We start from the raw sequence: 22,265 nt of genomic DNA on the forward strand, positions 1-22,265 counted from the left end.
CAGGTATTTATGTATAGATTACCGGATAGAAGATTATTTTGATATACACCCAAGATTTTATGTTAGAAAGGTGCATAAGATATGCAGGGTTCGCATAATAACCAGAAAAAGATAGCAGTTATAAATGATTACTCAGGATTTGGACGCTGCTCTATAGCAGTAGCAATGCCGATCATTTCTGTAATGAAGGTTCAGTGCTGTCCGGTTCCAACGTCGATTTTTTCCAATCATACGGGGTTTGACAGCTTCTATTATGAAGATTTTACAGATCATATGCAGAGGTATATCGATGAATGGAAGAAGCTGGATCTGCAGTTTTCCGGTGTCTGTACCGGATTTCTGGGTTCCAGTGAACAGATCAGTATAGTGGAACGGTTCCTTACGGATTTTAAAAGACCGGAGACAAAGGTGATCGTGGATCCGGTAATGGGTGACTATGGCAAACCATATCCGACCTATACAGACGAACTGTGCCAGCAGATGAAAAAGCTGGTGCGGTTTGCTGATATCCTTACTCCAAATACCACAGAGGCATGTGTTCTGACGGATACACCATATAAGGATGACTGGCATATGGATGAACTGAAAGCTATGGCGGAGAAGCTGGTAGCACAGTCAGAGAGCAGACAGGTAAAAGTTGTGATAACAGGAATCAGGCGGGGAAGCTTCCTTGCTAACTTCTGCTATGAAAATGGAAAAGTAACCGTTGTGAAGACGAAGAAGATCGGAGAGTCGCGCTCCGGTACCGGAGATGTCTTTTCGGCGATTCTTGCGGCGGATGCCGTAAATAATGTAGATTTTACAGAATCAGTTAAGAAGGCAAGTGTATTTATTAAAGAATGTATCAAACGTTCCGTTGAGATGGAGCTTCCATTGACCGATGGAGTGTGTTTTGAGGAATGTCTGTACAAGCTTGCCAGATAACAGGAGGCGAATAGTATGGAGATATTATATAAAGTTCATAATAATCTGTATGTAAATCTGACAAATAAATGTCCATGTGCATGTACATTCTGTCTCAGACAGAACATGGATCATGTTGGTGAATCAAAGAGTCTGTGGTTAGAGCGGGAACCATCAGCAGAAGAAGTGATTGCTGAATTTGCAAAATTCGATATGAGCCGGTTTAATGAGGTTGTGTTCTGTGGATTTGGAGAACCGACGGAAGCCTTTGAGGTGTTGAAGAAGGTTGCGGCATTTGTAAAGGAGACTTATCATATGCCGATACGTTTGAATACGAATGGGCTGGGAAATCTTGTAAATGGCAGAGATATCACACCGGAGATGGAAGGCCTGATCGACACGGTATCGATCAGCTTGAATACGCCGAATGCAGATCGGTATCATGAACTGGTCAGAAGTAAGTTTGGAGATAAATCCTTTGATGCGATGCTTGACTTTGCAAGAAGTTCTACAAAGTATGTACCAAATGTAGTTATGACGACTGTAGATACCACGATTACAAAAGAGGAAGAGGAAGAATGCCGGAGAATCTGTGATTCGATCGGTGCAAAATACAGAATCCGCCCATGGGAGGATTAATAAATCTGATAAGAAAAGCTCTGTATGAAAATACAGGGCTTTTCTTGTTATCCTACAAATAAAAGACCGCAGGTAGCGATCAGGCTGCCTGCGGTCTTACTGTAATATTTATTATTATAACATAAATGCTTATTTATTTCCGGCATCTCTCTTGGCACGGAAACGAAGTGTAGGATCAAGGATCTTCTTACGGATACGGAAGCTCTTAGGAGTGATCTCAAGAAGCTCATCTGTATCGATGAAGTCAAGTGCCTGCTCCAGACTGAGTACCTTAGGAGGTGTCAGCTTTAATGCATCATCAGCACCGGAAGAACGGGTGTTGGTCAACTGTTTCTTCTTGCAGACATTTACTTCGATATCATCGGTACGTCCATTTTCACCGATAACCATTCCGGCATATACAGGTTCACCTGGTCCGATGAACAGTGTACCTCTTTCCTGTGCATTGAACAGACCATAAGTGATAGAAGTACCGGTCTCGTATGCGATCAGAGAACCCTGTGAACGATAGTTCATATCACCCTTATATGGGAGATATTCATCAAAGATCGTATTGATAACACCATTTCCCTTTGTAGCAGTCATGAAGTCACCACGGAAACCGATCAGTCCACGGGAAGGTACAAGGAACTCCAGTCTGGTTGTACCGTTTCCGGTAGGAGCCATACCCTGAAGCTCACCCTTTCTGGAATTTAACATATTAATAACTGTTCCGGTAAATTCATCCGGAACATCGATATATGCAATCTCAAATGGTTCAAGCTTCTTACCGCGTTCGTCTGTCTTATAGATAACTTCGGCTTTGCTGACTGCAAATTCATATCCTTCACGTCTCATGTTCTCGATCAGGACGGATAAGTGAAGTTCGCCACGACCGGATACCTTGAAAGCTTCTGTTGTCTCTGTTTCTTCTACACGGAGACTGACATCTGTATTTAATTCACGGAACAATCTGTCACGTAAATGTCTGGAGGTTACAAACTTTCCTTCCTTACCGGCGAAAGGAGAATCATTTACCATGAATGTCATGGAAATGGTTGGCTCTGAAATTTTCTGGAATGGGATTGGGTCCGGATTTTCAGGAGAACAGATCGTATCACCGATATTAACATCTGCAATACCGGAGATGGCTACGATCGATCCGATGTCTGCTTCATTTACTTCTACTTTATTCAGACCCTCGTAAACATAGAGCTTACCGATCTTAACCTTTAACATTCTGTCAGGGTCATGTTCATTTACAATAACAACAGGCTCATTTACAACGACCTTACCATTGTCAACCTTGCCAACACCGATACGGCCTACATATTCATTGTAGTCGATCGTGCTGATCAGAACCTGTGTACCTGCATCCGGATCACCGGTAGGAGCAGGAATATAATCAACGATGGTATCAAACAGTGGCTTCATATCTGTACCCGGTTCATCTGGATCAAGAGAAGCAACACCTGTCTTTGCTGATGCAAATACAAATGGGCAGTCAAGCTGATCGTCATTTGCATCCAATTCGATCAGAAGCTCAAGAACTTCATCTACAACCTCTTTAGGACGAGCTTCAGGACGGTCACATTTGTTTACACATACAATAACACTGAGGTTCAGTTCCAATGCTTTCTTCAGAACGAATTTGGTCTGTGGCATGGCACCTTCGAAAGCATCAACAACAAGAATAACACCATTTACCATCTTCAGGACACGTTCTACTTCACCACCGAAATCAGCATGTCCCGGAGTGTCGATAATGTTGATCTTTGTCTTACCATAACGGACGGCAGTGTTTTTGGAAAGAATCGTGATACCACGTTCACGTTCAATATCATTTGAGTCCATGACACGTTCGGTAACTTCCTGATTATCACGGAATACACCACTCTGTTTCAAAAGTTCATCCACTAATGTTGTTTTGCCATGGTCAACATGGGCAATAATCGCAACATTTCTGATATCATCTCTGGTAATCTTCATTTTTTTCACTCTTTCTTTATGATATTAAAATTACTTACAATACAACGTTTACCATTCTAGCATACGAAAAAAAGCATTTCAATGGAAATGATAGCCGAAAATTACACCAAAATATTCGGTAAAATGCGCCGAACTGTACAAAAATATGTTATTATTAGAAAGTATGACAGGCGGGAACGGTTCCTGCTAAATAAGTGATTTGGAGAGGTATTAAAATGAATGAGAAAAAGGGCAGAGCGATCGCACTGTTGCCGATCGGTGTATTTCTGGTATTGTATCTGGGACTTGGGATTATATTTGAATATGTGATGAAAATTCCAATGGGCTTTTATAATGTGCCTATCATCGTGGCATTTCTTGCAGCTATTCTGGTCGCATGTATCCAGAACCGGGAATTGGTATTTGATAAGAAGCTTGAGATTATGGCACAGGGAGTTGGGGATAAGAATATTATAACGATGCTGTTGATCTTCCTGGCAGCGGGTTCATTTGTCGGGGTAGTCGGAAGAAGCAGCGCAGAGAGCGTAGCATATTTTATGCTGACACTGATCCCGGCAAGATTTTCAGTAGCGGTTTTGTTTGTTGTTGCCTGCTTTGTATCAGTTGCTATGGGCACTTCGGTTGGAACGATCACATTGTTAACGCCGATTGCTGTTGCAGTGTCGAGGGCGTCTGGCTTTGATATGGCATTTTGTGTTGCATCGGTTATGGGTGGAGCAATGTTTGGGGATAATCTTTCTTTTATCTCAGATACGACGATTGCGGCATGTAATGGACAGGGATGTGAGATGAAAGACAAATTCCGGGAGAATTTCTGGATCGCGTTTCCGGCAGCGGTTATAACGCTGATATTAATTCTTGTACTTTCATTTCAGACCGACATACAGGGGCAGGTCAGCCAGACTTATAATCTGGTGCAGATCATACCGTATGTTCTGGTGTTGATCGGTGGAATTATAGGGCTGAATGTATTTATCGTATTACTTACGGGAATTGTATCCGGAGCATTTATTATGCTGATATGGGGACATACTGCACCTGTTGATCTTCTGACAAATATGGGCTCCGGTGTTTCCGGAATGTTTGAAACCTGTATGGTAGCAATATTAGTAGCGGCGTTATGTGCACTGATCCGGGAATATGGTGGTTTCGATGCACTTCTCAGTTGGATACACAGGATTTTTCGCGGAAAGAAAGGCGGACAGCTCGGAATGGGGTTGTTAGTCGGAACAATGGATATTGCAACTGCAAACAATACGGTAGCGATCGTTATGGCAAATCCGATTGCTGGAGAAATGGCACAGGAATATGGAATCTCTCCGAAGAAGACTGCCTCTTTGCTTGATACCTTTTCCTGCATCTTTCAAGGGATGATCCCATATGGTGCGCAGATGTTAGTTGCAATTGCCGCGGTAGGAGAACTGGGTGATTCCATTTCTGCTTTTCAGATCATGCCGAAGCTTTTTTATCCGATGTTCTTGCTGCTGACATCACTCGTTACCATAATAAGAAGTGATAAATAATAGAGACAATTCAAAGAATATAGAAAACGCTGATCTGTTCACATTGTCAATAAACTCTTTGGTAGTATTCACATAGGAACAGATCAGCGTTTTCTGTTTTATTTGCCAAGTAACATATTTTCCAGTTCCTCTGGTGAGAAGGTGTAAGAGGAGTTGCAGAACTGGCAGTTTACCTCGATCGGCTTATTGTCTGCGAGCAGATTTGCAATCTCCTTTTTACCGAGACTGATAACAGCCTGTGAGAAACGTTCCTTGCTGCAGTTGCAGTGCCACTTCGTAGGAATGGTATCGGTAACTTCTACATTATAGCCTTCAAAGATCTGCTTCACGATATCAAGCGGTTCCATACCCTGGTCGAGGAGAGCGGTAATGGATGTGAATTCACCCAGACGTTTTTCCAGATCAGAGATCAGTTCCTCGGATGCAAATGGCATAAGCTGAATGATAAAGCCACCGGCTTGTTTTACTGTGTTGTTCTTCTCCATCAGAACCCCTAAAGCTACAGAAGTTGGAATCTGTTCTGAGGTTGCAAAATAATATGTCAGGTCTTCTGCAATCTCACCTGAAACAAGCTGGGTCTGACCGATATAAGGCTCTTTTAAGCCGATATCCTTGATCACGGAGAGCACGCCCATATCAAGAGCTTTAGCGACATCCAGTTTTCCCTTATCATTTGCATGCAGGATAACCTCCGGATTGTTGACATAGCCTTTGACATTGCAGTGCGCATCAGCAGTCACTGTCAGTCCGCCGATCGGACCGCTGCACTGGATCTGGAGCGTCAGCAGATCGGAGTCGTTCTTACATGCAGCCCCCATCAATGCACCTGCAGTCAGCAGACGACCGAGGGCGGCAGTGGCAACCGGACTGGTATTGTGAATACTTCTTGCTGTTTCAACGATTTTCTTTGTGGTGCCGGCAAAGAAACGAACCTGTCCATCTGCCGCCATACCTCTGATAATATAATCACTCATATGTTATTCCTCGTTCTTTCTATATATAATGTAAAATATTGCACTTTTAAGGTGCCTTTTTAAAAATAATACCTGCATTTATAAAGTGCTGATTAATAACAAAATAATACTTGTATCTATAAAAGTAGTGCTTAATAATAAATTGATGACTAAAATCACTACGGCAGGAGATCAGATATATAATTTGCCTTCGTGATGTTTTTCTCTGGCTATCACATAGACACGTTCACTGTCATCGGTTGCTGGCGTGTGCGTAAATGCATCATACATGGCAAGAAGCTCCATACCTGCCTGTTCTACACAACGAATCATGTCCTCACAGGTCAGTCCGATCTGGTAATGGAATTCCTGCGTTTTTCGGTACAGGTCGTCATTCTCTTTCAGAAACAGGCTGAGTGCAAGCTCGTTGACATTCTGTTCCTCATCGTAATAATTATCCCAGATGAAGCTGACATTATCCCGGTCCTCAGCAATCACTGAATCTGCAACGACATCCCGGAAATAGTGTTTGGTCTTAAAGTCACAGATAAAGATGCCATCTGCTTCCAGATAATTATTTGCAAGAGAAAAAACGGTAGTGATCTGGTCTGTATTTGACAGATAGTTGATACTGTCACAGACACAGACAATGGCATTTACTGTTCCATATAATTCAAAGGAACACATATCCTGCTGGAGATACATAATGGATGAGAAACCATTCGCATTCTTTTTCTCGTTCGCAATCTCCAACATATCAGGAGATACATCAATTCCGATCATATCATAGCCAGCGGCGGCAAGCCCTTCCGTGATTGTTCCCGTTCCGCAACCAAGCTCGGCAACCAGCCCATCAGTGATATTATATTCATGAAGCAGACTGGTGATATAGGATATCCATTCATCGTAAGGAATGTTGTCCATCAGTTCGTCGTATACCTGTGCAAAGCTCGTATAGGCATCCATAGAAAAACCTCATTTCATAAAATCTCAATGCCATCATTATAAACATCTCCGAAAGGAAAAACAACCGTTTCTTTTGAAGCAGCTTTCTATTTGCTGCGGCAGACAGAATATAAAAAATAAGGTTTGAGATTGAACATGGCGGCCTTTTGTGCTAATATAAATTCGGTTAGAAATCCTTATATGGAAGTGGGTAGTTTGGCATGATAAAGTTCTATAGAACAGATCATAAGGTTTTGTCAGAGATAACAGAATATGAAGACAATATGTGGGTTTGTATGACGAAGCCTACAGTAGATGAGACCAAACTGATTGCAGAAGATTTCGAGATTGATCTGGCAGATGTCAGAGCCGCATTGGATGATGAGGAGAGCTCCCGTGTGGAGGTCGAAGATGGTTATACACTGATCCTTGTCGATATTCCGTCGATCGAGATGAGAAATGAACGCGAAGCATATACAACTATTCCTTTGGGTATTATCCTCGTAAAGGACATTCTGATCACGGTATGCGCGGAGGATACACCTGTTCTGGATGCATTTATTGAGTCAAAGGTAAAGGAATTCAGTACAAAGAAACGGATGCGTTTCATGTACCAGATTTTATATAGAAACTGCATGACTTATCAGTATTATCTGCGAGTTATGGATCGTAGAAGAAACCTGATCGAGCAGCGGATCCAGGATGAGACAGAGGATGCGGATCTGATTGATCTTCACGAACTGGAATCCAACCTTGTATACTTTGCAACATCACTTCGTGCAAACGGAGTTGTATTAGATAAGCTTGCAAGATACAGCAGTATCAAGCAGTACCCGGAGGATCAGGAGCTTCTGGATGATGTTATGGTCGAGAACAAACAGGCTATCGAGATGACCGGAATCTATCGAGATATCATAAGCGGTACAAGAGAATTGATGACGACGATTATTAATAACCGCCTGAACAATATCATGAAGTTCTTAGCGGCTATCACCATCGTAATGGCGATCCCGACGATCATATCCGGTATCTATGGAATGAACGTATCAGGTAAGTGGATGCCTCTTGCAAAGACTCCATATGGTTTCTATATTGTATGCGGAATCATCGTTCTGATCTGCATTATCATAGCGCTAATCCTCAAGAAAAAGAAAATGTTCAAGATGTAAAAATAAATCTGTCAAGCAAATAAGCAGCGTGTCTGTGTACAGACAACGCTGCTTATTTATTTGACGGATAAACACACATAAGCATGAAGGACGATAGTCCGGAATGCGCATGTGTGAAGCGATTTCGAAAGTTCGAAGAAAGTTGACCTCGTTAATTCATAATGATAAACTGAATATACTTGAAAAACAGGTATTCATTTCAGAGACAGAAAGTTTCTATCCTTAGAACTTATGGAACAAACCTGTTTGAATGCCGGTACTTAGCGATCTACGAAGTGGGAGCTTAGAACCGCTGCATGAAAACAGAGCGAGAGCGATTTGCGTAATAAGTTACTAAGGATAGAAACTTTCGTCCGGGGAACATGGAAAACATGTATGGGAAAGGAGATAACAACGATGAAGCTGTTTCATTTGTCGGATCTGCACATTGGCAAGATCGTAAATGGATATGAGATGTGGGAAGACCAACGTTATGTGTTTGACCAGATCCTTGCATATGTAAGAGAAGAACAGCCGGATGCTGTGATGATCGCAGGAGATATCTATGACAAAGCAGTTCCATCCGCAAAAGCAGTAACAGAATTTGATGAATTCCTGACTGAACTTGCAGACAGCGGAACAATCATCCTCATTATCAGTGGCAATCATGATTCGGCAGAACGTCTGGATTTTGCCAGCAGTATCATGAAAAAGCAGAATATATATATGAAAGGAACCTATGGTGGAGAAGCCATGAAGGTGACGATGCAGGATAAATGGGGAGATGTGAATTTTTATCTGATGCCGTTTGTAAAGCCGTCAAACGTAAAAAATACATTATCGGATTTAACAGAAGAACCGGAGAAAGAGTCAGCAGCCTTAACATATACAGAAGCCATGCAGCAGGCAGTTGCAGCCATGCAAGTTGATCCGGGGAAAAGGAATGTACTGATCGCCCATCAGAACGTAACAAATAGTGGAGTGAACCGGCGGTCGGATTCGGAGACAATATCGATTGGTGGACTGGATAATATTGACCGTACGGTATTTGATATATTTGACTATGTGGCACTTGGACATCTCCATTCTCCACAGCAGATCGGAAAGCCGGAGATTCGGTACTGTGGCACACCGGTTATCTATTCTATGTCGGAAGCTGACGATCAGAAATCTGTCACAGTGGTAGAGCTTGGAGAAAAAGGAAAGCTTTCGATCCGTGAACTGCCCCTGAACCAGCTTCATGCGTGGTACAATTTTACGGGTACACTTGATGAAGCCATGAGCCGGGAAGCAAATGAAGATTATGCGAGAATTGTGCTAACGGATAAGAAAACGATCATTGATGTTCAAGCGAGACTTCGGACTGTGTATGAGAACCTGATGTCAGTAGAATTCCAGATGGCAGATGGCAGCAGCCCGGAACAGGAACGGACACTTGAGGACGTGAAGAATCTTGCACCTGATGAGGCATTTGCGGATTTCTATAACAGAAAGATGAAACGGGAGCTGTCCGATGAAAATGCAGTTTATATCAGACAGTTGATCCGGGATTATTATGAACAGAGACAGGGGTGAAGATGATGCGGCCACTGGTACTTACAATGGAAGCGTTTGGAACGTATATAGAAAAAACGGAGATTGACTTTCGAAAATTTGGGAAACAGGGACTTTTTCTGATATCGGGAGATACCGGATCGGGAAAGACAACGATATTTGACGGAATCATGTATGCCCTTTACGGAGAGACCAGCGCAGGAAGCGGGAAGAATAACACCGGACGAAACGGTGAAATGCTCCGAAGTGATTTTGCAGATCCAAAGCAGCTTACCTATGTAGAGCTATTATTTGAAAGCGGCGGTCATGAATATAAGGTCTGGCGAAGTCCAGCGTATGAGAGACCGGGATACAAATCCATGAAGCAGGCAGAAGTGCGCTGGATGGAGGATGGACAGGAGACAGAGCTGAAAGCGGCAGATATTGATGGTAAGCGGACAGCAGGGGTGATCGGCAGGGTAAGAGAGGTGTTGGGACTTACGGCCGATCAGTTCCGACAGGTTGCGATGATCGCACAGGGAGATTTTAAGAAGCTGTTAGTTGCCGATACGAAGACCCGAAGCGATATCTTTAAGACGATATTTGATACGAAGATTTATGAATATATCCAGAACAGGATCGCACAGGACTGTAAAGAGGCAGAGGGGGTCTATACAGAGCTTGTTGCAAAGGTAGATCGTACGATAGAGGGAGTAGAGCTGCCGGATGAAACGGAGCTTTATAAAACAGGACTTCAGGATCTGCCGGAGCATCTGGAAAACCGTCATCTGGCATTTGATGATATTCTGGAAGAGCTGCACAGTCTGAATCAGATCGAAGAAAAGCAGGCGGAAGATCTGCATCATCAGATCGAGAGTTATACACAGACCAATAACCAATATGACAACTGGTATACAGCAATCGAGAAAAATAAGAGAATCATCGGTCAGACCTATGATGGCTATGTGGCACATCTCGATGCATACAGACAGGTGAAGCAGGAATTTGTCAGTGCAGAAGCACAGAATCATAGTATGGAAGCACAGTCTACAGAACCGCTTATGCTGAGACAGGCGGAGCTTCAGAAACAGGCAGATTCTTTTGTGCGGTTAAATGAGATGGAGAAAGAACTGCTGCTTGTGGAGCAGGTATGCCATCAGGCAGGAAAGAAAAGACAGGATATTCTTGAAACAAAGAAGAAACTTCAGAAGCAGACCGAGGAGCTGGAACAGATCGTGAATCCGGGTGACACTTCACAGGTGAAGCTTGAGAAGGTTCAGACAGAAAAGAAACAGATTGCAGAACGTATGCAGCGGTTACAGGAGCTTGAAAAAGAATGTCAGGAGATTGATCATCTGGAAATTAAGAAACAGCAGATGGTGGTTGATAATCGGAGTGCATTTGAGAAGCGGAATCAGGCAAATGCGAATTACGAGGAAGCTATCAGAAATCGGAATGATCAGATCTGTGGAGAACTGGCAGCGAACCTACAGGAGGGAACACCGTGTCCGGTCTGTGGAAGTAAGACACATCCGGAAAAGGCACATTGTGACGGAGCTGTTGTAACAGAAGAAATGGTAAAGAAGCTCCGGGCTGCATTTGATCAGGCGGATGCTTCATTCAGACGAAAAGAAAATGAGCTTGGAAGCCTGAATGGTCGTCTGGAAGAAAAACGGAATCAGACAACAGCAGCGGTTATGGAGATGGCAGCCTTTACTATACCGGATCAGACGGTACAGGCTGATGTTCTGATAGATGAGGTCAGAAAACTGCATGTGATCTGGGAGAAAAGGACAGAGAAAACAGAAGCCAGACTGCGGACACTTGAGAAAGAGCACAGAAGTTATCAAGAACATAAAAGGCAGCTTGGCGAGCTTCGTTTGCAGATAAAAGAACTGGAAGAAACGGAAGTGCGGGTAACAGAGGAATATCAGGAGGCAGACCGGAGTTACACGGCAAAGCAGGCAGCCGCGGCACAGATGCGACAGGAGATCCGGGGGGATGAGTCGGATATCCTGAAGCAACTGCAACAGGTGAGAAATGAGATTGCCGAGGTGAACCGGAAGAAGACAGAGGCAAGAGATACTTATAATAAACTTGCAAAGGAACTCTCTGCACTGGAAACAAATCTGAAACGTGATGCAGAAGATCAGAATATGCAATACAGACAGGAATGGCAGTTGGAGAAAGATGTTCTTTCTGCACTTGAAACGGACAGCGGAGAAATGAACACATCTGTAAATGACGAAAGTGTGATACAGAAGCTTCCTGACAGCAATCAAGAAAATGATTTTGCAGATGAACAGGAACTGGAAAAGCAGGCAGGCGGCTACGGAGAATGCTATACACATTTCTGTACGGCATCAACGGTTCTGCTTGAACAGATATCCGGGCAGATAGAACGCACGATCCGGAAGAAAAACAGTGTTGCCATCAGGCATGATGCGATCGCGGAACGATTAGTTAAGAATAAGGCAGCATACAGCAAATTAAAGAAGGATTATGGAGCATATCTGAATATCTATAAGAGATACAGTAAGCTTCAGGATCTTTCACAGGCTGCACTTGGTAATTATAAGCTGGAAACCTATATACAGGAGGTCTATTTTGACCGCATTATAGACAGTGCGAATCACAGACTGCGCCAGATCGTATGCAACCAGTTTGAGCTGAAACGCGGACAGAAGACTGCAGGAAACAGAGGGCTTGATCTGTTCGTGCTGGATCATCGGACAGGAAAAGAAAGAGATGTCAAAACACTGTCCGGCGGGGAAGCATTTGTAGCATCTTTGTCTATGGCACTTGGACTTGCCGATATTGTATCTGCAAATGCGGCAGGCGTAAGAATTGATACATTATTTATCGATGAAGGCTTTGGCTCTTTGGATTCTGATATTCTGGAGCAGGCATTAAATGTACTGGCTGAGTTGTCCGAGTCCGATCATCTGGTTGGTATCATATCTCATGTGGAAGAGCTGAAGCATCGTATCGACCGCCAGATCCTGGTTACTAAGGATCATCAGGGCGGCAGTCATGTGGAGATACAGGTGTAAAAAAATATACCCCACTGATCATAGGAAGATATCTGCTTACAGGCATTTGTATGATCAGTGGGGCATTTTTTAATATTTTACAGGAATTCCGTTTACGGATACTTCATCTGTGATCTCGATTACGATACATTTTCGCCCGTCAATCTCACGGGTCTCTACGAGATCGGCGCGGTCAGGATTGACCTTGATCACAACCTCCGGAGTCTTTACCTCAAATGATTTTGTACTGGCGATATTATTTGCATAGAGCTGTACTTTTCCCGGAGCCGGTGCAGGCAGAGTCTCTTCGGAACCTTCGGCAACCGGACGCTGGTTCACGGAAGCAGCAGCGGCGCGATCAAAGTTTGCATCAAAGGTCTGCAGTTTTTCTTCGGATACTCCCGAGGTTTCCAGAAGATTCTTTAATGAATTTCTGGATAAGGTCAGTGGCTCCGGACTATCTTTTTGTTCCTCGATCATTTCATTCAGATTCTCATGGATATTCCGGATCACTTCATAATCACAGTCCATTCCGAGTGTATCGGTGATGATCGTCTGGAACGCCTCTTTCTGATTACCGGCAGTTACAGGCATTCCCGTTCCGAGAATATATCGGATAAATTCTTCATGGATTTCCTCCGGCTTCTTCGTATAGTAGAGGACATTATGGATATCGGCTGTCCGGTCGATAAATGCAGGGAACAGGAAACCGATATCAGGAACATCCACGATCCAGTCACGGATACGGTTGTGGAAGGTGTTCTCCGAATCAAAATAACTAAGTCCTGCCTTTGACAGATTTACATGGCAGATACAGCACATGATGTATTCGTAGATCTCATCCGAGGCATCATCCATTGTCAGTCCGTCTGTTGTCTTTCCGGGTACGTCATATGTATCATGGATCAGCAGGATTAGATAGTTTCCGGTATAATCATAATTCTCGATTACCTTATCATAGAACTGGTCGATCAGTTCATCATCTTCTAATTTGCTGTTACGCAGCTTTAACAGAAATTCCTGCGTACCGCCGTCAAATTCCGAATCTGTGGGAAACGGCATCGTGATCAGATTCTTTCCGATCGAGCCGGACAAGTTCTTCTTAAAAATCTCAAAATATTTAAAAGCTTCCTCCTCCGGCAGAGAGAGAAACGCTTCCTTCATTGTCGCAATTTTACGTCTGTCACCATCCACATAGCAGCCACAGATCTTATCGATCGAACAGGTAGCCTGCGCAAACTGATGCCGGATTTCCAGAACCTCTTTCTTTGTCATATGTATCAAACTCCTTTATAAAAACTTTAATAGTGCATTATGTGTTTCATGCATTCTATGCATTTGAAAAATCTTAAATAAGCCTAATAAGTGTATCACCTAAAAAAAACAAAGACAAGAATTGACATCTATAACTTTTAATATTTTACATGGTTAACAATGATATTTAGGTCAGTTTACAAGGAACTACACGCAGACCACGAAACGGGAGCTGCTGACAACAAATAAAGGCTGAATATCAAGCACAGGAAAAGTGCGAGGTGTTCAGCCTGTTTTGTTGTCCGGGGTTTCCAAAGGGGCATTCCCTTTGGCACACGACTTTGCTTGCAAAGTGTAGTGTGTTATACGCTCTGTCGACGTTGCTACGAAAATGCGGTTGCCACAGGGAGGGCAAGGGCATTTGAAACGGCAGGAAAACAGGGCTGTGATTGCGTGGCGTGAAGCCACAAGCGCAAGGCTGGTTTCATCAGCAGACAGGACGTATATGAAAACTCCCGTCCTTCGTCCCATGCCGGACTTCGGGACAAAATGTCCCGAACTTGTGGACATACTCCCGCAAAAATTGAAATGGGCGGGAAGCCATTTTAGGGCTTTCCCGCCTTGATTGCCCATCAGCAAAGACGGGCAGGACTGTCAACGGCGGCACATAAAATGTGCCGTTCATCTTGACCGTTGACTGGCTCGGCTGGCTTTGCTATTTTCCAGATAAAATGGTATTCATAGCGCAAATACGCCAAAAATTATTTACTTGTTCAAACTCAATTTTCAAATCTTGCTGAAAATGAGCGAGTAATGTTTGATTGTCCCATTCATATTGCGTATTGTTCCACGAGAGAAATCCCTCCACAAAAATTTTGTGATCAATATGAAATTGTTGAATACATTGCATCGTTATAGATACGAATTTTTGAACATCGATGGAGGCAAACACACTATCAGGAACACCTGAAAATGCAACAAAAATTGATCCACCAGAATGTGGACCTCTGTAATAACAATACTTATCAACTAAGCCGCAAGTTACGATAGACAGGTTATGCCCGTTGAATGTATCGTCCAATGTAAATTCTGCTGTCGTTAGTGGCTCTAAATTCCAGCATTCCCCCACTACTTTTGCGTGTGTGGCTACCTGAATAATTTTCTCGGAAAATCCATTGATATTTTCCCATCCCCACAGCCATGTGTTACTTGATGTTGCCTCGCTTCCGATGAATTGAAGCGGATACTTTTGATTTCCAAAAAGTATTACGCCCTCTGAAAAATCAACATTTCAGTCCTGCCCCTTTACCACCTGCTCACTACAAGCAGTCTGTATTGCTATCATTTTACCTAAGCAAGCTGAAAACACTTGAAACCAATTTCCTGTATCAATATTGAGATGCTCAATCCAAATATTTTTTCTGTTATCCTGTTTTCTGTCTTTGACCCAAAATCTCATCTGTATTTCCTCCGTAATATATTTCTTTTATTTCCTCCCCCGCTGTGGGTTTGGATTTTTCAGCAAGTCCGACTTCTGTGCAATCTTTTTCAGCCACTTCTTTTCTTCCTCGGACAGCTTTTTCAAATTCAGCTTGAGCCGCTTACAGATAAACGCCAAAGCCGCTTGCTCCGGGTCGCTGTCTGGACTGGCAGTTTCCTCGGCGGTCTGCAAAAAATCTTCCAGTGGGTTATCCTCCGGGACGCTGAAAAAATCGTCCTTATGTGTTTCCCGCAGATCGAGGGCTATCTTGTTTATGTCCTGCTGTATCACATAGCGGCAAAAGCTGTCATCGTCAATATGGGCGGCAATAAGCCGTCGTAACTGCGGGTCGGACAAGCCGGGATTGTGCTGCTTCATAATGGTTGCGCTCACAGCGTCTATAATGGCATTTGCACTCTGCACCTGTTTGCCAGCGATACCGTTTACATAGATTTCGAGGTCAGCCATCAGCCGGGGGAAATCCGGGTGTACCGCCAGTTCACACAAGAGGGAATTATCCACCAGCCCACTTTTCAATAATTCAATCATATCATCACTCAAATGCAGGTCTGCAAGATCGGCGTTTGAGTGATTTTTTGTTTGGGACAGCCCCAGCAGATAATCAGTGGTCACGCCGTAAAACTTCGCCAGCTTGATAAGGGCATAGTGGCTGATGTCCTTGAAATCCTCCGCTTCATAACTGCCCAATGCAGACTTGGAGAGGTGCGTCTGCTCCGCAAGCTGTTCCAGCGTCAGCCCACGCTCCACACGCAGGTCTTTCAATCGTTCTTGTATGGAAAGTTCCATGCTCTCCCTCCTTGTCTGCTTGATAAACTGAAAGTTGTAGATTAGTCCCACACGATTTCCAAACAATTAAAGTTTTCTGGAATTGGTGGTACACACGAATAAATATTTAATTCAGATGCCTTTATTGTAATTACTCCGTCAGAGCATAGCCATTCGCAATTTACTAATTTTTCTAATTCCGTAGGCAAAATGGTTGTGCAAATCACGATTGAATCTCCTGCAAGAACTAATTCTTCTGCCCCATTGTTTTCTACGATTTCTGTATCATCGTGCAGAGCAACACGCACCCACGCTATGTTAGGCATTAACTCAATCTTTTGTAGCATATCCCATATTTCAGAAAGAGTCGGTCGCCCAAATTCCCATTGGTTCGGAGCAATGGAGTCCTCTTCTGTATTTCCATTGAAAAATTCATCGAGCGTTAGTAATGGAAAACGTTCTTCATTTTCTTCCAATATTTTTTTGAATGTACCCAACTCTATCATAATCACAATTCTCCTTTCAAATTTCGATTTCCTGTTCCGTTTCTTCCATTTTACCACAATTCCGAGAGCGTGGAAATAGAGAGTTTTCCGGGGTGATTTCCGACCTTATGGATATACGGGGCGGGCGGTCTTTTAGGTGTAGACTTAGGGTAGTTCATCGATGAGCTGCACCTTAAAAAATGAATGACCGTCCGAAAAGGAATACCCCGGCAGGGGAAGCACCGCAACGAGCCACTTAGGGACAAAATGTCCCGAAGTCCGGGGAGCGTGCCAACGCTGGAACACGCCGCAGGAATGGGGCAGGAAGCCTTTTCGGGGAGAACGGCTAAGGAAAAATGGAGGGAACACATGAGAGAGACCCCATATAAACGACTGCCGCCCATAGAACGCAGGCAGGACGGTTCCCTTTACCGCATGACACCGGCACAGAGGAAACAGGCAAACACCCTGATCCGCCGGGAGTGCTGCTGTTATGAGGACGGGAACTGTATGCTCCTTGACGATGGGGACACCCACACCTGCCCCCAGACCATTTCTTTCTCGGTCTGCTGTAAGTGGTTCCGCTGGTCGGTCTTGCCGCAAATCGGGACGCTGGAAGCAGAGATTTTCCGGGATAAGGACTTGAAACGCTGTGCGGTCTGCGGCAGAGTGTTCGTCCCCAAATCCAACCGGGCAAAATACTGCCCCGGCTGTGCCGCCAGAGTTCACAGGCGGCAGAAAACAGAAAGTGAACGGAAAAGGAGGTCTGCTGTGGACAGTTAGGAGTGAAAAAAGCCTTGATTTATCAGGCTTTGCAAGCCCCAAAACGGGGCAGGTGGTATAAAGTATCGTCCACCCCCGGAAATGCCGTTCTAACTGTCCACAAAGCACATTATGACAAACACGATTTATATTCATCAGCCGGAGAAATCGGTCAGCTTCACCCGGCTTCCGAATTTCCTCTTTGAAGCACCTACATTTACGCCCCTGTCCAACGAAGCGAAGATACTGTACGCCTTTATCCTGCGCCGGACAGAACTATCCCGCAAGAACGGCTGGGCGGACGAATACGGGCGCATTTACCTGTATTATCCCATCTGCGAGGTGGTCGCCCTGCTCCACTGTGGGCGGCAGAAAGCCGTCAACACCCTGCGGGAATTGCAGTATGCGGAGTTGATTGAGATTAAGAAGCAGGGCTGTGGAAAACCCAACTGTATTTACCCAAAATCCTATGAAGCGGTTTCAAACACCGACTTCAAGAAATCCCGTTTTGGTACGCCGGAGGGCTGAAAAGCGTACCCCACAAGTACGATAATCAATCCTCTTGAAGTACGAAAATCGGACGGTATATAGAAATACAGAGATAAAAATATTGATTTATATTCTATCCATTCCCTTCCTATCCGAGATATTTTCTGCAGGATTTTCCTGTGAAAAAGTCCCGGAAGGGAACGGAATGGGGAAAGGGGTTTCATGGCACAACACGCAATTTTGCGATTTGAAAAACACAAGGGCAATCCGGCAAGACCGCTGGAAGCCCACCACGAACGACAAAAGGAACAGTACGCCAGCAATCCCGACATTGACACCAGCCGGAGCAAGTACAATTTCCACATCATCAAGCCGGAGAGCAGATACTATCACTTCATTAAAAGCCGCATTGAACAAGCTGGCTGCCGCACCCGCAGGGACAGCACCCGGTTTGTGGATACGCTGATTACCGCCAGCCCTGAGTTTTTCAAGAAGAAGTCCCCAAAGGAGATACAGGAATTTTTCCAGAGGGCGGCTGATTTCTTAATCGGGCGGGTAGGGAAAGAAAATATCGTGTCGGCGGTGGTACACATGGACGAGAAAACGCCCCACCTGCATTTGGTCTTTGTCCCGCTGACAGAGGACAACCGCCTGTGTGCAAAAGAAATCATCGGGAACAGAGCCAACCTCACAAAATGGCAGGACGATTTTCACGCCTATATGGTGGAGAAATATCCCGACTTGGAGCGTGGGGAAAGTGCCAGTAAGACAGGCAGGAAGTATATCCCCACCCGCCTGTTCAAGCAGGCGGTCAATCTCTCCAAACAGGCAAGAGCCATTGAAGCCACGCTGGACGGTATTACCCCGTTCAACGCCGGAAAGAAGAAAGAGGAAGCCCTCTCCCTGCTGAAAAAGTGGTTTCCGCAGATGGAGAACTTCTCCGGTCAGCTCAAAAAATACAAGGTCACAATAAACGACCTTTTGGCAGAAAATGAACAGTTGGAAGCCAGAGCCAAAGCCAGCGAAAAAGGCAAGATGAAAGATACGATGGAACGGGCAAAGCTGGAAAGCGAACTGAAAGACATTCAACGGCTGGTAGACCGTATCCCGCCGGAGGTGCTGGCAGAACTGAAACGGCAGCAGCGACACACAAGGGAACGGTGATTGATGACAGAAAACATTTCACGCCGCAGCATGACGGCACTGCACTTTGAAAATTAAATACGGAGGTACTATGGAGCATATCAGATACAAGAAAGAAACCGAAGTCGTGACTTTTCAGGGAAAGGAAATCACGCTGGAAAATCTCTCCCCGGTGTTCACGCCGGAGCAGGAGGCGGCAAAACGCCGGGATCTGGAACAGCAGCTTTATGAGGTGTTCCGCAAGTATGCCGACAAGCGGCAGAGTGAGGAAGCCGGGGCATAAGATTTTCCGAAGCCATCGTTGATTTGCGGGGTTGCTGGCGGTATAATAAAACTGTCAGCAGCTCCGTTTCTTTTTTAAGAAAAGGAGCGACAATATGAACAATCGAATAGACGCAATTTATGCAAGACAATCGGTAGACAAAAAGGACAGCATTTCCATTGAAAGCCAGATTGAATTTTGCAAATACGAGTTGAAAGGCGGTAACTGCAAGGAATACACAGACAAAGGGTACAGCGGCAAAAACACAGACCGTCCAAAATTTCAAGAACTGGTGCGGGACATCAAGCGGGGATTGATTGCAAAGGTCGTGGTTTACAAGCTCGACCGTATCAGCCGTTCCATTCTGGACTTTGCCAATATGATGGAGCTGTTACAGCAATACAATGTGGAGTTTGTGTCCTCTACGGAAAAGTTTGATACCTCCACCCCGATGGGGCGGGCGATGCTGAATATCTGTATCGTGTTCGCCCAACTTGAGAGGGAAACCATACAGAAGCGGGTAACGGACGCTTACTATTCCCGCAGCCAGCGAGGCTTCAAGATGGGTGGGAAAGCCCCTTACGGCTTCCATACAGAGCCGATTAAGATGGACGGTATCAACACAAAGAAGCTGGTGGTAAATCCAGATGAAGCGGCAAATATCCGGCTGATGTTTGAGATGTACGCCCAGCCCACAACCTCCTACGGGGACATTACCCGGTACTTTGCCGAACAGGGGATTTTATTCAACGGTAAAGAACTGATACGCCCCACGCTGGCGCAGATGTTACGCAATCCTGTCTATGTGCAGGCAGACCTTGATGTGTACGAGTTTTTCAAAAGTCAAGGGACAGTCATTGTCAATGACGCTGCCGATTTTACGGGTATGAACGGCTGCTATCTGTATCAAGGGCGAGATGTGAAGCCCAGCAAAAAGAACGACTTGAAAGACCAAATGCTGGTGTTGGCTCCCCATGAGGGCATTGTCCCCTCCGACATCTGGCTGACCTGCCGCAAGAAGCTGATGAACAACATGAAAATCCAGTCTGCCCGAAAAGCCACCCATACATGGCTGGCGGGAAAAATCAAGTGCGGGAACTGCGGGTATGCCCTTATGAGTATCTTCAATCCCTCCGGCAAGCAATACCTTCGCTGTACGAAACGGCTGGATAACAAGAGTTGTCCGGGGTGCGGGAAAATCATCACTTCCGAACTGGAAGCGGTGGTCTATCAGCAGATGGTAAAGAAACTGGCAAGCTACAAGACGCTGACAGGCAGAAAGAAAGCGGCAAAGGCAAACCCGAAAATTGCAGCACTGCAAGTGGAGCTTGCCCATGTGGACAGCGAGATTGAAAAGCTGGTGGACAGTCTGACGGGTGCAAACAATGTCCTGCTCTCCTATGTGAATGTGAAGATAGCGGAACTGGACGGACGCAAGCAGGAACTTGTGAAGCAGATAGCTGAGCTGACGGTGGAAGCCATCAGCCCGGAACAGGTCAGCCAGATTTCCGGCTACCTCGACACATGGGACAATGTATCCTTTGACGACAAGCGGCGGGTGGTGGATTTGATGATTACCACCATAGCCGCTACAAGCGACAGCTTGAACATCACATGGAAAATCTGACGGGCGGCACACCTCCCGTCAGACCGTTACCCTGTGTAGTCCCTTGTAAACTGTACTTTAGATTTGTAAAAACAAATGTGTAATAATTATATTGCCATACCAATATACAGATAGAAGTCTGAAATGATATATTTCATGCGGAAAATCTATCTGTGTGTTAATGCTTTAAGGAAAAATGAAAGATATCATTACTATTATGTAGTAAGCATTATCCACTCTGTGTAACTTCGAACTAACCTCGGCAAGCCTCGCTAAGGTCTCAGTTACTCGCCTCGGTACTTAAGTTGCGTCTTTTGCAACTTTATGTACCGCTGCACGAAGATACGAGCGGAAGCGTCTTACGGAATAATATGTAATGTATCTTTCATTTTGATTCAAAAATTTGCTTGATAGATTTTCGAAATGAAGATATATCATTCCATACTTCTATCGTTCGGTTATTTATAGACACATCTTAATAAATCTTAAGAATATCCCAAATTGTATCTTAATGGTAGAAAGCCTTACAATGATACCGTCAAAGAAAGATATGGAAAATATCAGCGGTTTGCTGTATCCTAAAAAGGAATGCGTGGTGCGCACACGTACCCCATAAGATACAGACAACGATCATATTTTCAGACGAGGAGAGAAAAATGTATAATATATTAATTTGCGATGATGAGAAAGATATCGTATCAGCTTTAAAGATTTACCTGAAAACATCCGGCTACAATATTTATGAAGCTTACAACGGAAAAGAAGCGTTAGAGCAGATCAAAGAGCATGACATCCATTTGGTGTTAATGGATATCATGATGCCGGAGATGGATGGGATCACAGCGATGTTAAAGATCCGCGAGGAGACGAATCTGCCGGTTATCCTTCTGACCGCAAAGAGTGAAGATACAGATAAGATCCTTGGACTGGAGGTTGGAGCAGATGATTACATTACCAAGCCGTTTAATCCGGTAGAGGTGATCGCCAGAGTGAAATCGCAGCTTCGAAGATATATGCAGCTTGGAAGCGGACAGATCAAGAAAGATGCGATCGTGATCGGGGGAATTGAGTTGAATGATAATTCCAAACAGGTTACGGTCGATGGCGAACTGGTCAGTCTGACACCGACAGAATATGATATTTTAAGACTTCTGATGGAACATCCGGGACAGGTATTTTCACCGAGAGATATTTACAAGGAAGTCTGGAAAGAAACACCGCTTGGAGCCGAAGGTTCGGTAGCTGTCCATATCCGTCATTTGCGTGAAAAGATAGAGATCAATCCCGGAGAACCAAGATATATCAAGGTGATCTGGGGCAGAGGTTATAAGATGGAATATCAGTAAACCTCTAT

18 protein-coding genes and 1 pseudogene are annotated in these 22,265 nt (G+C 44.5%); 12 read left to right on the top strand and 7 right to left on the bottom strand.

The features are described 5' to 3' along the window. Positions 1-81 precede the first annotated feature (81 nt). Together DWW85_RS01865 and DWW85_RS01870 are read left to right on the top strand one after the other, a co-directional pair. A complete protein-coding gene (locus DWW85_RS01865; RefSeq protein ID WP_117807327.1) occupies positions 82-924 on the top strand; it encodes a pyridoxamine kinase in 843 nt (280 codons plus the stop codon). 15 nt (positions 925-939) lie between these two features. Further along, the gene (locus DWW85_RS01870; RefSeq protein WP_117785488.1) at positions 940-1,542 is read left to right on the top strand and encodes a TIGR04100 family radical SAM protein; all 603 of its coding nucleotides are present in this window, start codon (positions 940-942) and stop codon (positions 1,540-1,542) included. 129 nt (positions 1,543-1,671) lie between these two features. On the opposite strand, the gene typA is transcribed toward DWW85_RS01870, so the two are convergent. Continuing rightward, positions 1,672-3,510: a translational GTPase TypA gene (gene typA, locus DWW85_RS01875; RefSeq protein WP_008401819.1), complete on the bottom strand. Its 1,839-nt coding sequence runs from the start codon at positions 3,508-3,510 to the stop codon at positions 1,672-1,674. A 215-nt stretch (positions 3,511-3,725) separates the two neighbouring features. On the opposite strand from typA, the gene DWW85_RS01880 reads away from it, so the two are divergent. Further along, positions 3,726-5,033: a Na+/H+ antiporter NhaC family protein gene (locus tag DWW85_RS01880; RefSeq protein WP_117807328.1), complete on the top strand. Its 1,308-nt coding sequence runs from the start codon at positions 3,726-3,728 to the stop codon at positions 5,031-5,033. A gap of 98 nt (positions 5,034-5,131) precedes the next feature. Here DWW85_RS01880 and hslO read toward each other — a convergent pair whose 3' ends face one another. Both hslO and DWW85_RS01890 read right to left on the bottom strand, forming a co-directional pair. Next, the gene (gene hslO / locus DWW85_RS01885) at positions 5,132-6,007 is read right to left on the bottom strand and encodes an Hsp33 family molecular chaperone HslO (RefSeq protein WP_117807329.1); all 876 of its coding nucleotides are present in this window, start codon (positions 6,005-6,007) and stop codon (positions 5,132-5,134) included. Between the two features lie 171 nt (positions 6,008-6,178). Next, a complete protein-coding gene (locus tag DWW85_RS01890) occupies positions 6,179-6,952 on the bottom strand; it encodes a class I SAM-dependent methyltransferase (protein WP_117807330.1) in 774 nt (257 codons plus the stop codon). A gap of 200 nt (positions 6,953-7,152) precedes the next feature. Between DWW85_RS01890 and DWW85_RS01895 the strand changes: the two genes are divergently transcribed. The 3 genes from DWW85_RS01895 to DWW85_RS01905 all read left to right on the top strand — a co-directional run bounded on the left by DWW85_RS01895 (position 7,153) and on the right by DWW85_RS01905 (position 12,665). Beyond that, positions 7,153-8,100: a magnesium transporter CorA family protein gene (locus tag DWW85_RS01895; RefSeq protein ID WP_117807331.1), complete on the top strand. Its 948-nt coding sequence runs from the start codon at positions 7,153-7,155 to the stop codon at positions 8,098-8,100. A 375-nt stretch (positions 8,101-8,475) separates the two neighbouring features. Next, positions 8,476-9,654: an exonuclease SbcCD subunit D gene (locus tag DWW85_RS01900; protein ID WP_117807332.1), complete on the top strand. Its 1,179-nt coding sequence runs from the start codon at positions 8,476-8,478 to the stop codon at positions 9,652-9,654. 2 nt (positions 9,655-9,656) lie between these two features. Further along, positions 9,657-12,665: an SMC family ATPase gene (locus tag DWW85_RS01905; RefSeq protein WP_117807333.1), complete on the top strand. Its 3,009-nt coding sequence runs from the start codon at positions 9,657-9,659 to the stop codon at positions 12,663-12,665. 69 nt (positions 12,666-12,734) lie between these two features. Here the strand turns inward: DWW85_RS01905 and DWW85_RS01910 are convergent, their stop codons facing one another. From DWW85_RS01910 to DWW85_RS01930, 4 genes and pseudogenes are all read right to left on the bottom strand, one after another. Then, positions 12,735-13,919 carry a DUF4317 domain-containing protein gene (locus tag DWW85_RS01910; RefSeq protein WP_117807334.1) on the bottom strand — a complete coding sequence of 395 codons (1,185 nt, stop codon included), beginning with the start codon at positions 13,917-13,919 and terminating at the stop codon, positions 12,735-12,737. A 694-nt stretch (positions 13,920-14,613) separates the two neighbouring features. Further along, positions 14,614-15,177, bottom strand: a pseudogene (locus DWW85_RS12755) (DUF6882 domain-containing protein); the annotation flags it as partial. 207 nt (positions 15,178-15,384) lie between these two features. Continuing rightward, positions 15,385-16,185 (bottom strand): helix-turn-helix transcriptional regulator, encoded by an 801-nt coding sequence (locus tag DWW85_RS01925; RefSeq protein ID WP_117807335.1) that lies wholly within the window; start codon positions 16,183-16,185, stop codon positions 15,385-15,387. 41 nt (positions 16,186-16,226) lie between these two features. Then, the gene (locus DWW85_RS01930; RefSeq protein WP_002596449.1) at positions 16,227-16,670 is read right to left on the bottom strand and encodes a hypothetical protein; all 444 of its coding nucleotides are present in this window, start codon (positions 16,668-16,670) and stop codon (positions 16,227-16,229) included. 348 nt (positions 16,671-17,018) lie between these two features. Here DWW85_RS01930 and DWW85_RS01935 point away from each other — a divergent pair, with 348 nt between their 5' ends. From DWW85_RS01935 to DWW85_RS01965, 6 genes are all read left to right on the top strand, one after another. Next, positions 17,019-17,432, top strand: a complete 414-nt coding sequence (locus DWW85_RS01935) for a cysteine-rich VLP domain-containing protein (RefSeq protein WP_117807442.1) — start codon at positions 17,019-17,021, stop codon at positions 17,430-17,432. A 111-nt stretch (positions 17,433-17,543) separates the two neighbouring features. Continuing rightward, on the top strand, positions 17,544-17,939 hold the full coding sequence (locus DWW85_RS01940) for a replication initiator protein A (RefSeq protein WP_117807336.1): 396 nt from the start codon (positions 17,544-17,546) through the stop codon (positions 17,937-17,939). Positions 17,940-18,122: 183 nt separating this feature from the next. Further along, positions 18,123-19,064 carry a MobV family relaxase gene (gene mobV, locus DWW85_RS01945; protein WP_117807337.1) on the top strand — a complete coding sequence of 314 codons (942 nt, stop codon included), beginning with the start codon at positions 18,123-18,125 and terminating at the stop codon, positions 19,062-19,064. Between the two features lie 70 nt (positions 19,065-19,134). Further along, complete coding sequence (locus DWW85_RS01950) at positions 19,135-19,326, top strand: hypothetical protein (protein ID WP_117807338.1); 192 nt, start codon at positions 19,135-19,137, stop codon at positions 19,324-19,326. Positions 19,327-19,420: 94 nt separating this feature from the next. Continuing rightward, a complete protein-coding gene (locus tag DWW85_RS01955) occupies positions 19,421-20,932 on the top strand; it encodes a recombinase family protein (protein WP_117807339.1) in 1,512 nt (503 codons plus the stop codon). 635 nt (positions 20,933-21,567) lie between these two features. Beyond that, positions 21,568-22,257 carry a response regulator transcription factor gene (locus tag DWW85_RS01965; protein ID WP_117785483.1) on the top strand — a complete coding sequence of 230 codons (690 nt, stop codon included), beginning with the start codon at positions 21,568-21,570 and terminating at the stop codon, positions 22,255-22,257. The last annotated feature ends 8 nt before the right edge of the window (positions 22,258-22,265 follow it).

Source organism: Clostridium sp. AF17-21AC (assembly GCF_003461365.1).
Taxonomy (GTDB): Bacteria; Bacillota; Clostridia; order Lachnospirales; family Lachnospiraceae; genus Coprococcus; species Coprococcus ammoniilyticus.

Bases quoted from the DNA above. Each gene is read 5' to 3' on its own strand.
- DWW85_RS01865 (WP_117807327.1), top strand. From the start codon at position 82: ATGCAGGGTTCGCATAATAACCAGAAAAAGATAGCAGTTATAAATGAT.
- DWW85_RS01870 (WP_117785488.1), top strand. From the start codon at position 940: ATGGAGATATTATATAAAGTTCATAATAATCTGTATGTAAATCTGACA.
- typA (WP_008401819.1), bottom strand. From the start codon at position 3,510: ATGAAGATTACCAGAGATGATATCAGAAATGTTGCGATTATTGCCCAT.
- DWW85_RS01880 (WP_117807328.1), top strand. From the start codon at position 3,726: ATGAATGAGAAAAAGGGCAGAGCGATCGCACTGTTGCCGATCGGTGTA.
- hslO (WP_117807329.1), bottom strand. From the start codon at position 6,007: ATGAGTGATTATATTATCAGAGGTATGGCGGCAGATGGACAGGTTCGT.
- DWW85_RS01890 (WP_117807330.1), bottom strand. From the start codon at position 6,952: ATGGATGCCTATACGAGCTTTGCACAGGTATACGACGAACTGATGGAC.
- DWW85_RS01895 (WP_117807331.1), top strand. From the start codon at position 7,153: ATGATAAAGTTCTATAGAACAGATCATAAGGTTTTGTCAGAGATAACA.
- DWW85_RS01900 (WP_117807332.1), top strand. From the start codon at position 8,476: ATGGGAAAGGAGATAACAACGATGAAGCTGTTTCATTTGTCGGATCTG.
- DWW85_RS01905 (WP_117807333.1), top strand. From the start codon at position 9,657: ATGATGCGGCCACTGGTACTTACAATGGAAGCGTTTGGAACGTATATA.
- DWW85_RS01910 (WP_117807334.1), bottom strand. From the start codon at position 13,919: ATGACAAAGAAAGAGGTTCTGGAAATCCGGCATCAGTTTGCGCAGGCT.
- DWW85_RS01925 (WP_117807335.1), bottom strand. From the start codon at position 16,185: ATGGAACTTTCCATACAAGAACGATTGAAAGACCTGCGTGTGGAGCGT.
- DWW85_RS01930 (WP_002596449.1), bottom strand. From the start codon at position 16,670: ATGATAGAGTTGGGTACATTCAAAAAAATATTGGAAGAAAATGAAGAA.
- DWW85_RS01935 (WP_117807442.1), top strand. From the start codon at position 17,019: ATGAGAGAGACCCCATATAAACGACTGCCGCCCATAGAACGCAGGCAG.
- DWW85_RS01940 (WP_117807336.1), top strand. From the start codon at position 17,544: ATGACAAACACGATTTATATTCATCAGCCGGAGAAATCGGTCAGCTTC.
- mobV (WP_117807337.1), top strand. From the start codon at position 18,123: ATGGCACAACACGCAATTTTGCGATTTGAAAAACACAAGGGCAATCCG.
- DWW85_RS01950 (WP_117807338.1), top strand. From the start codon at position 19,135: ATGGAGCATATCAGATACAAGAAAGAAACCGAAGTCGTGACTTTTCAG.
- DWW85_RS01955 (WP_117807339.1), top strand. From the start codon at position 19,421: ATGAACAATCGAATAGACGCAATTTATGCAAGACAATCGGTAGACAAA.
- DWW85_RS01965 (WP_117785483.1), top strand. From the start codon at position 21,568: ATGTATAATATATTAATTTGCGATGATGAGAAAGATATCGTATCAGCT.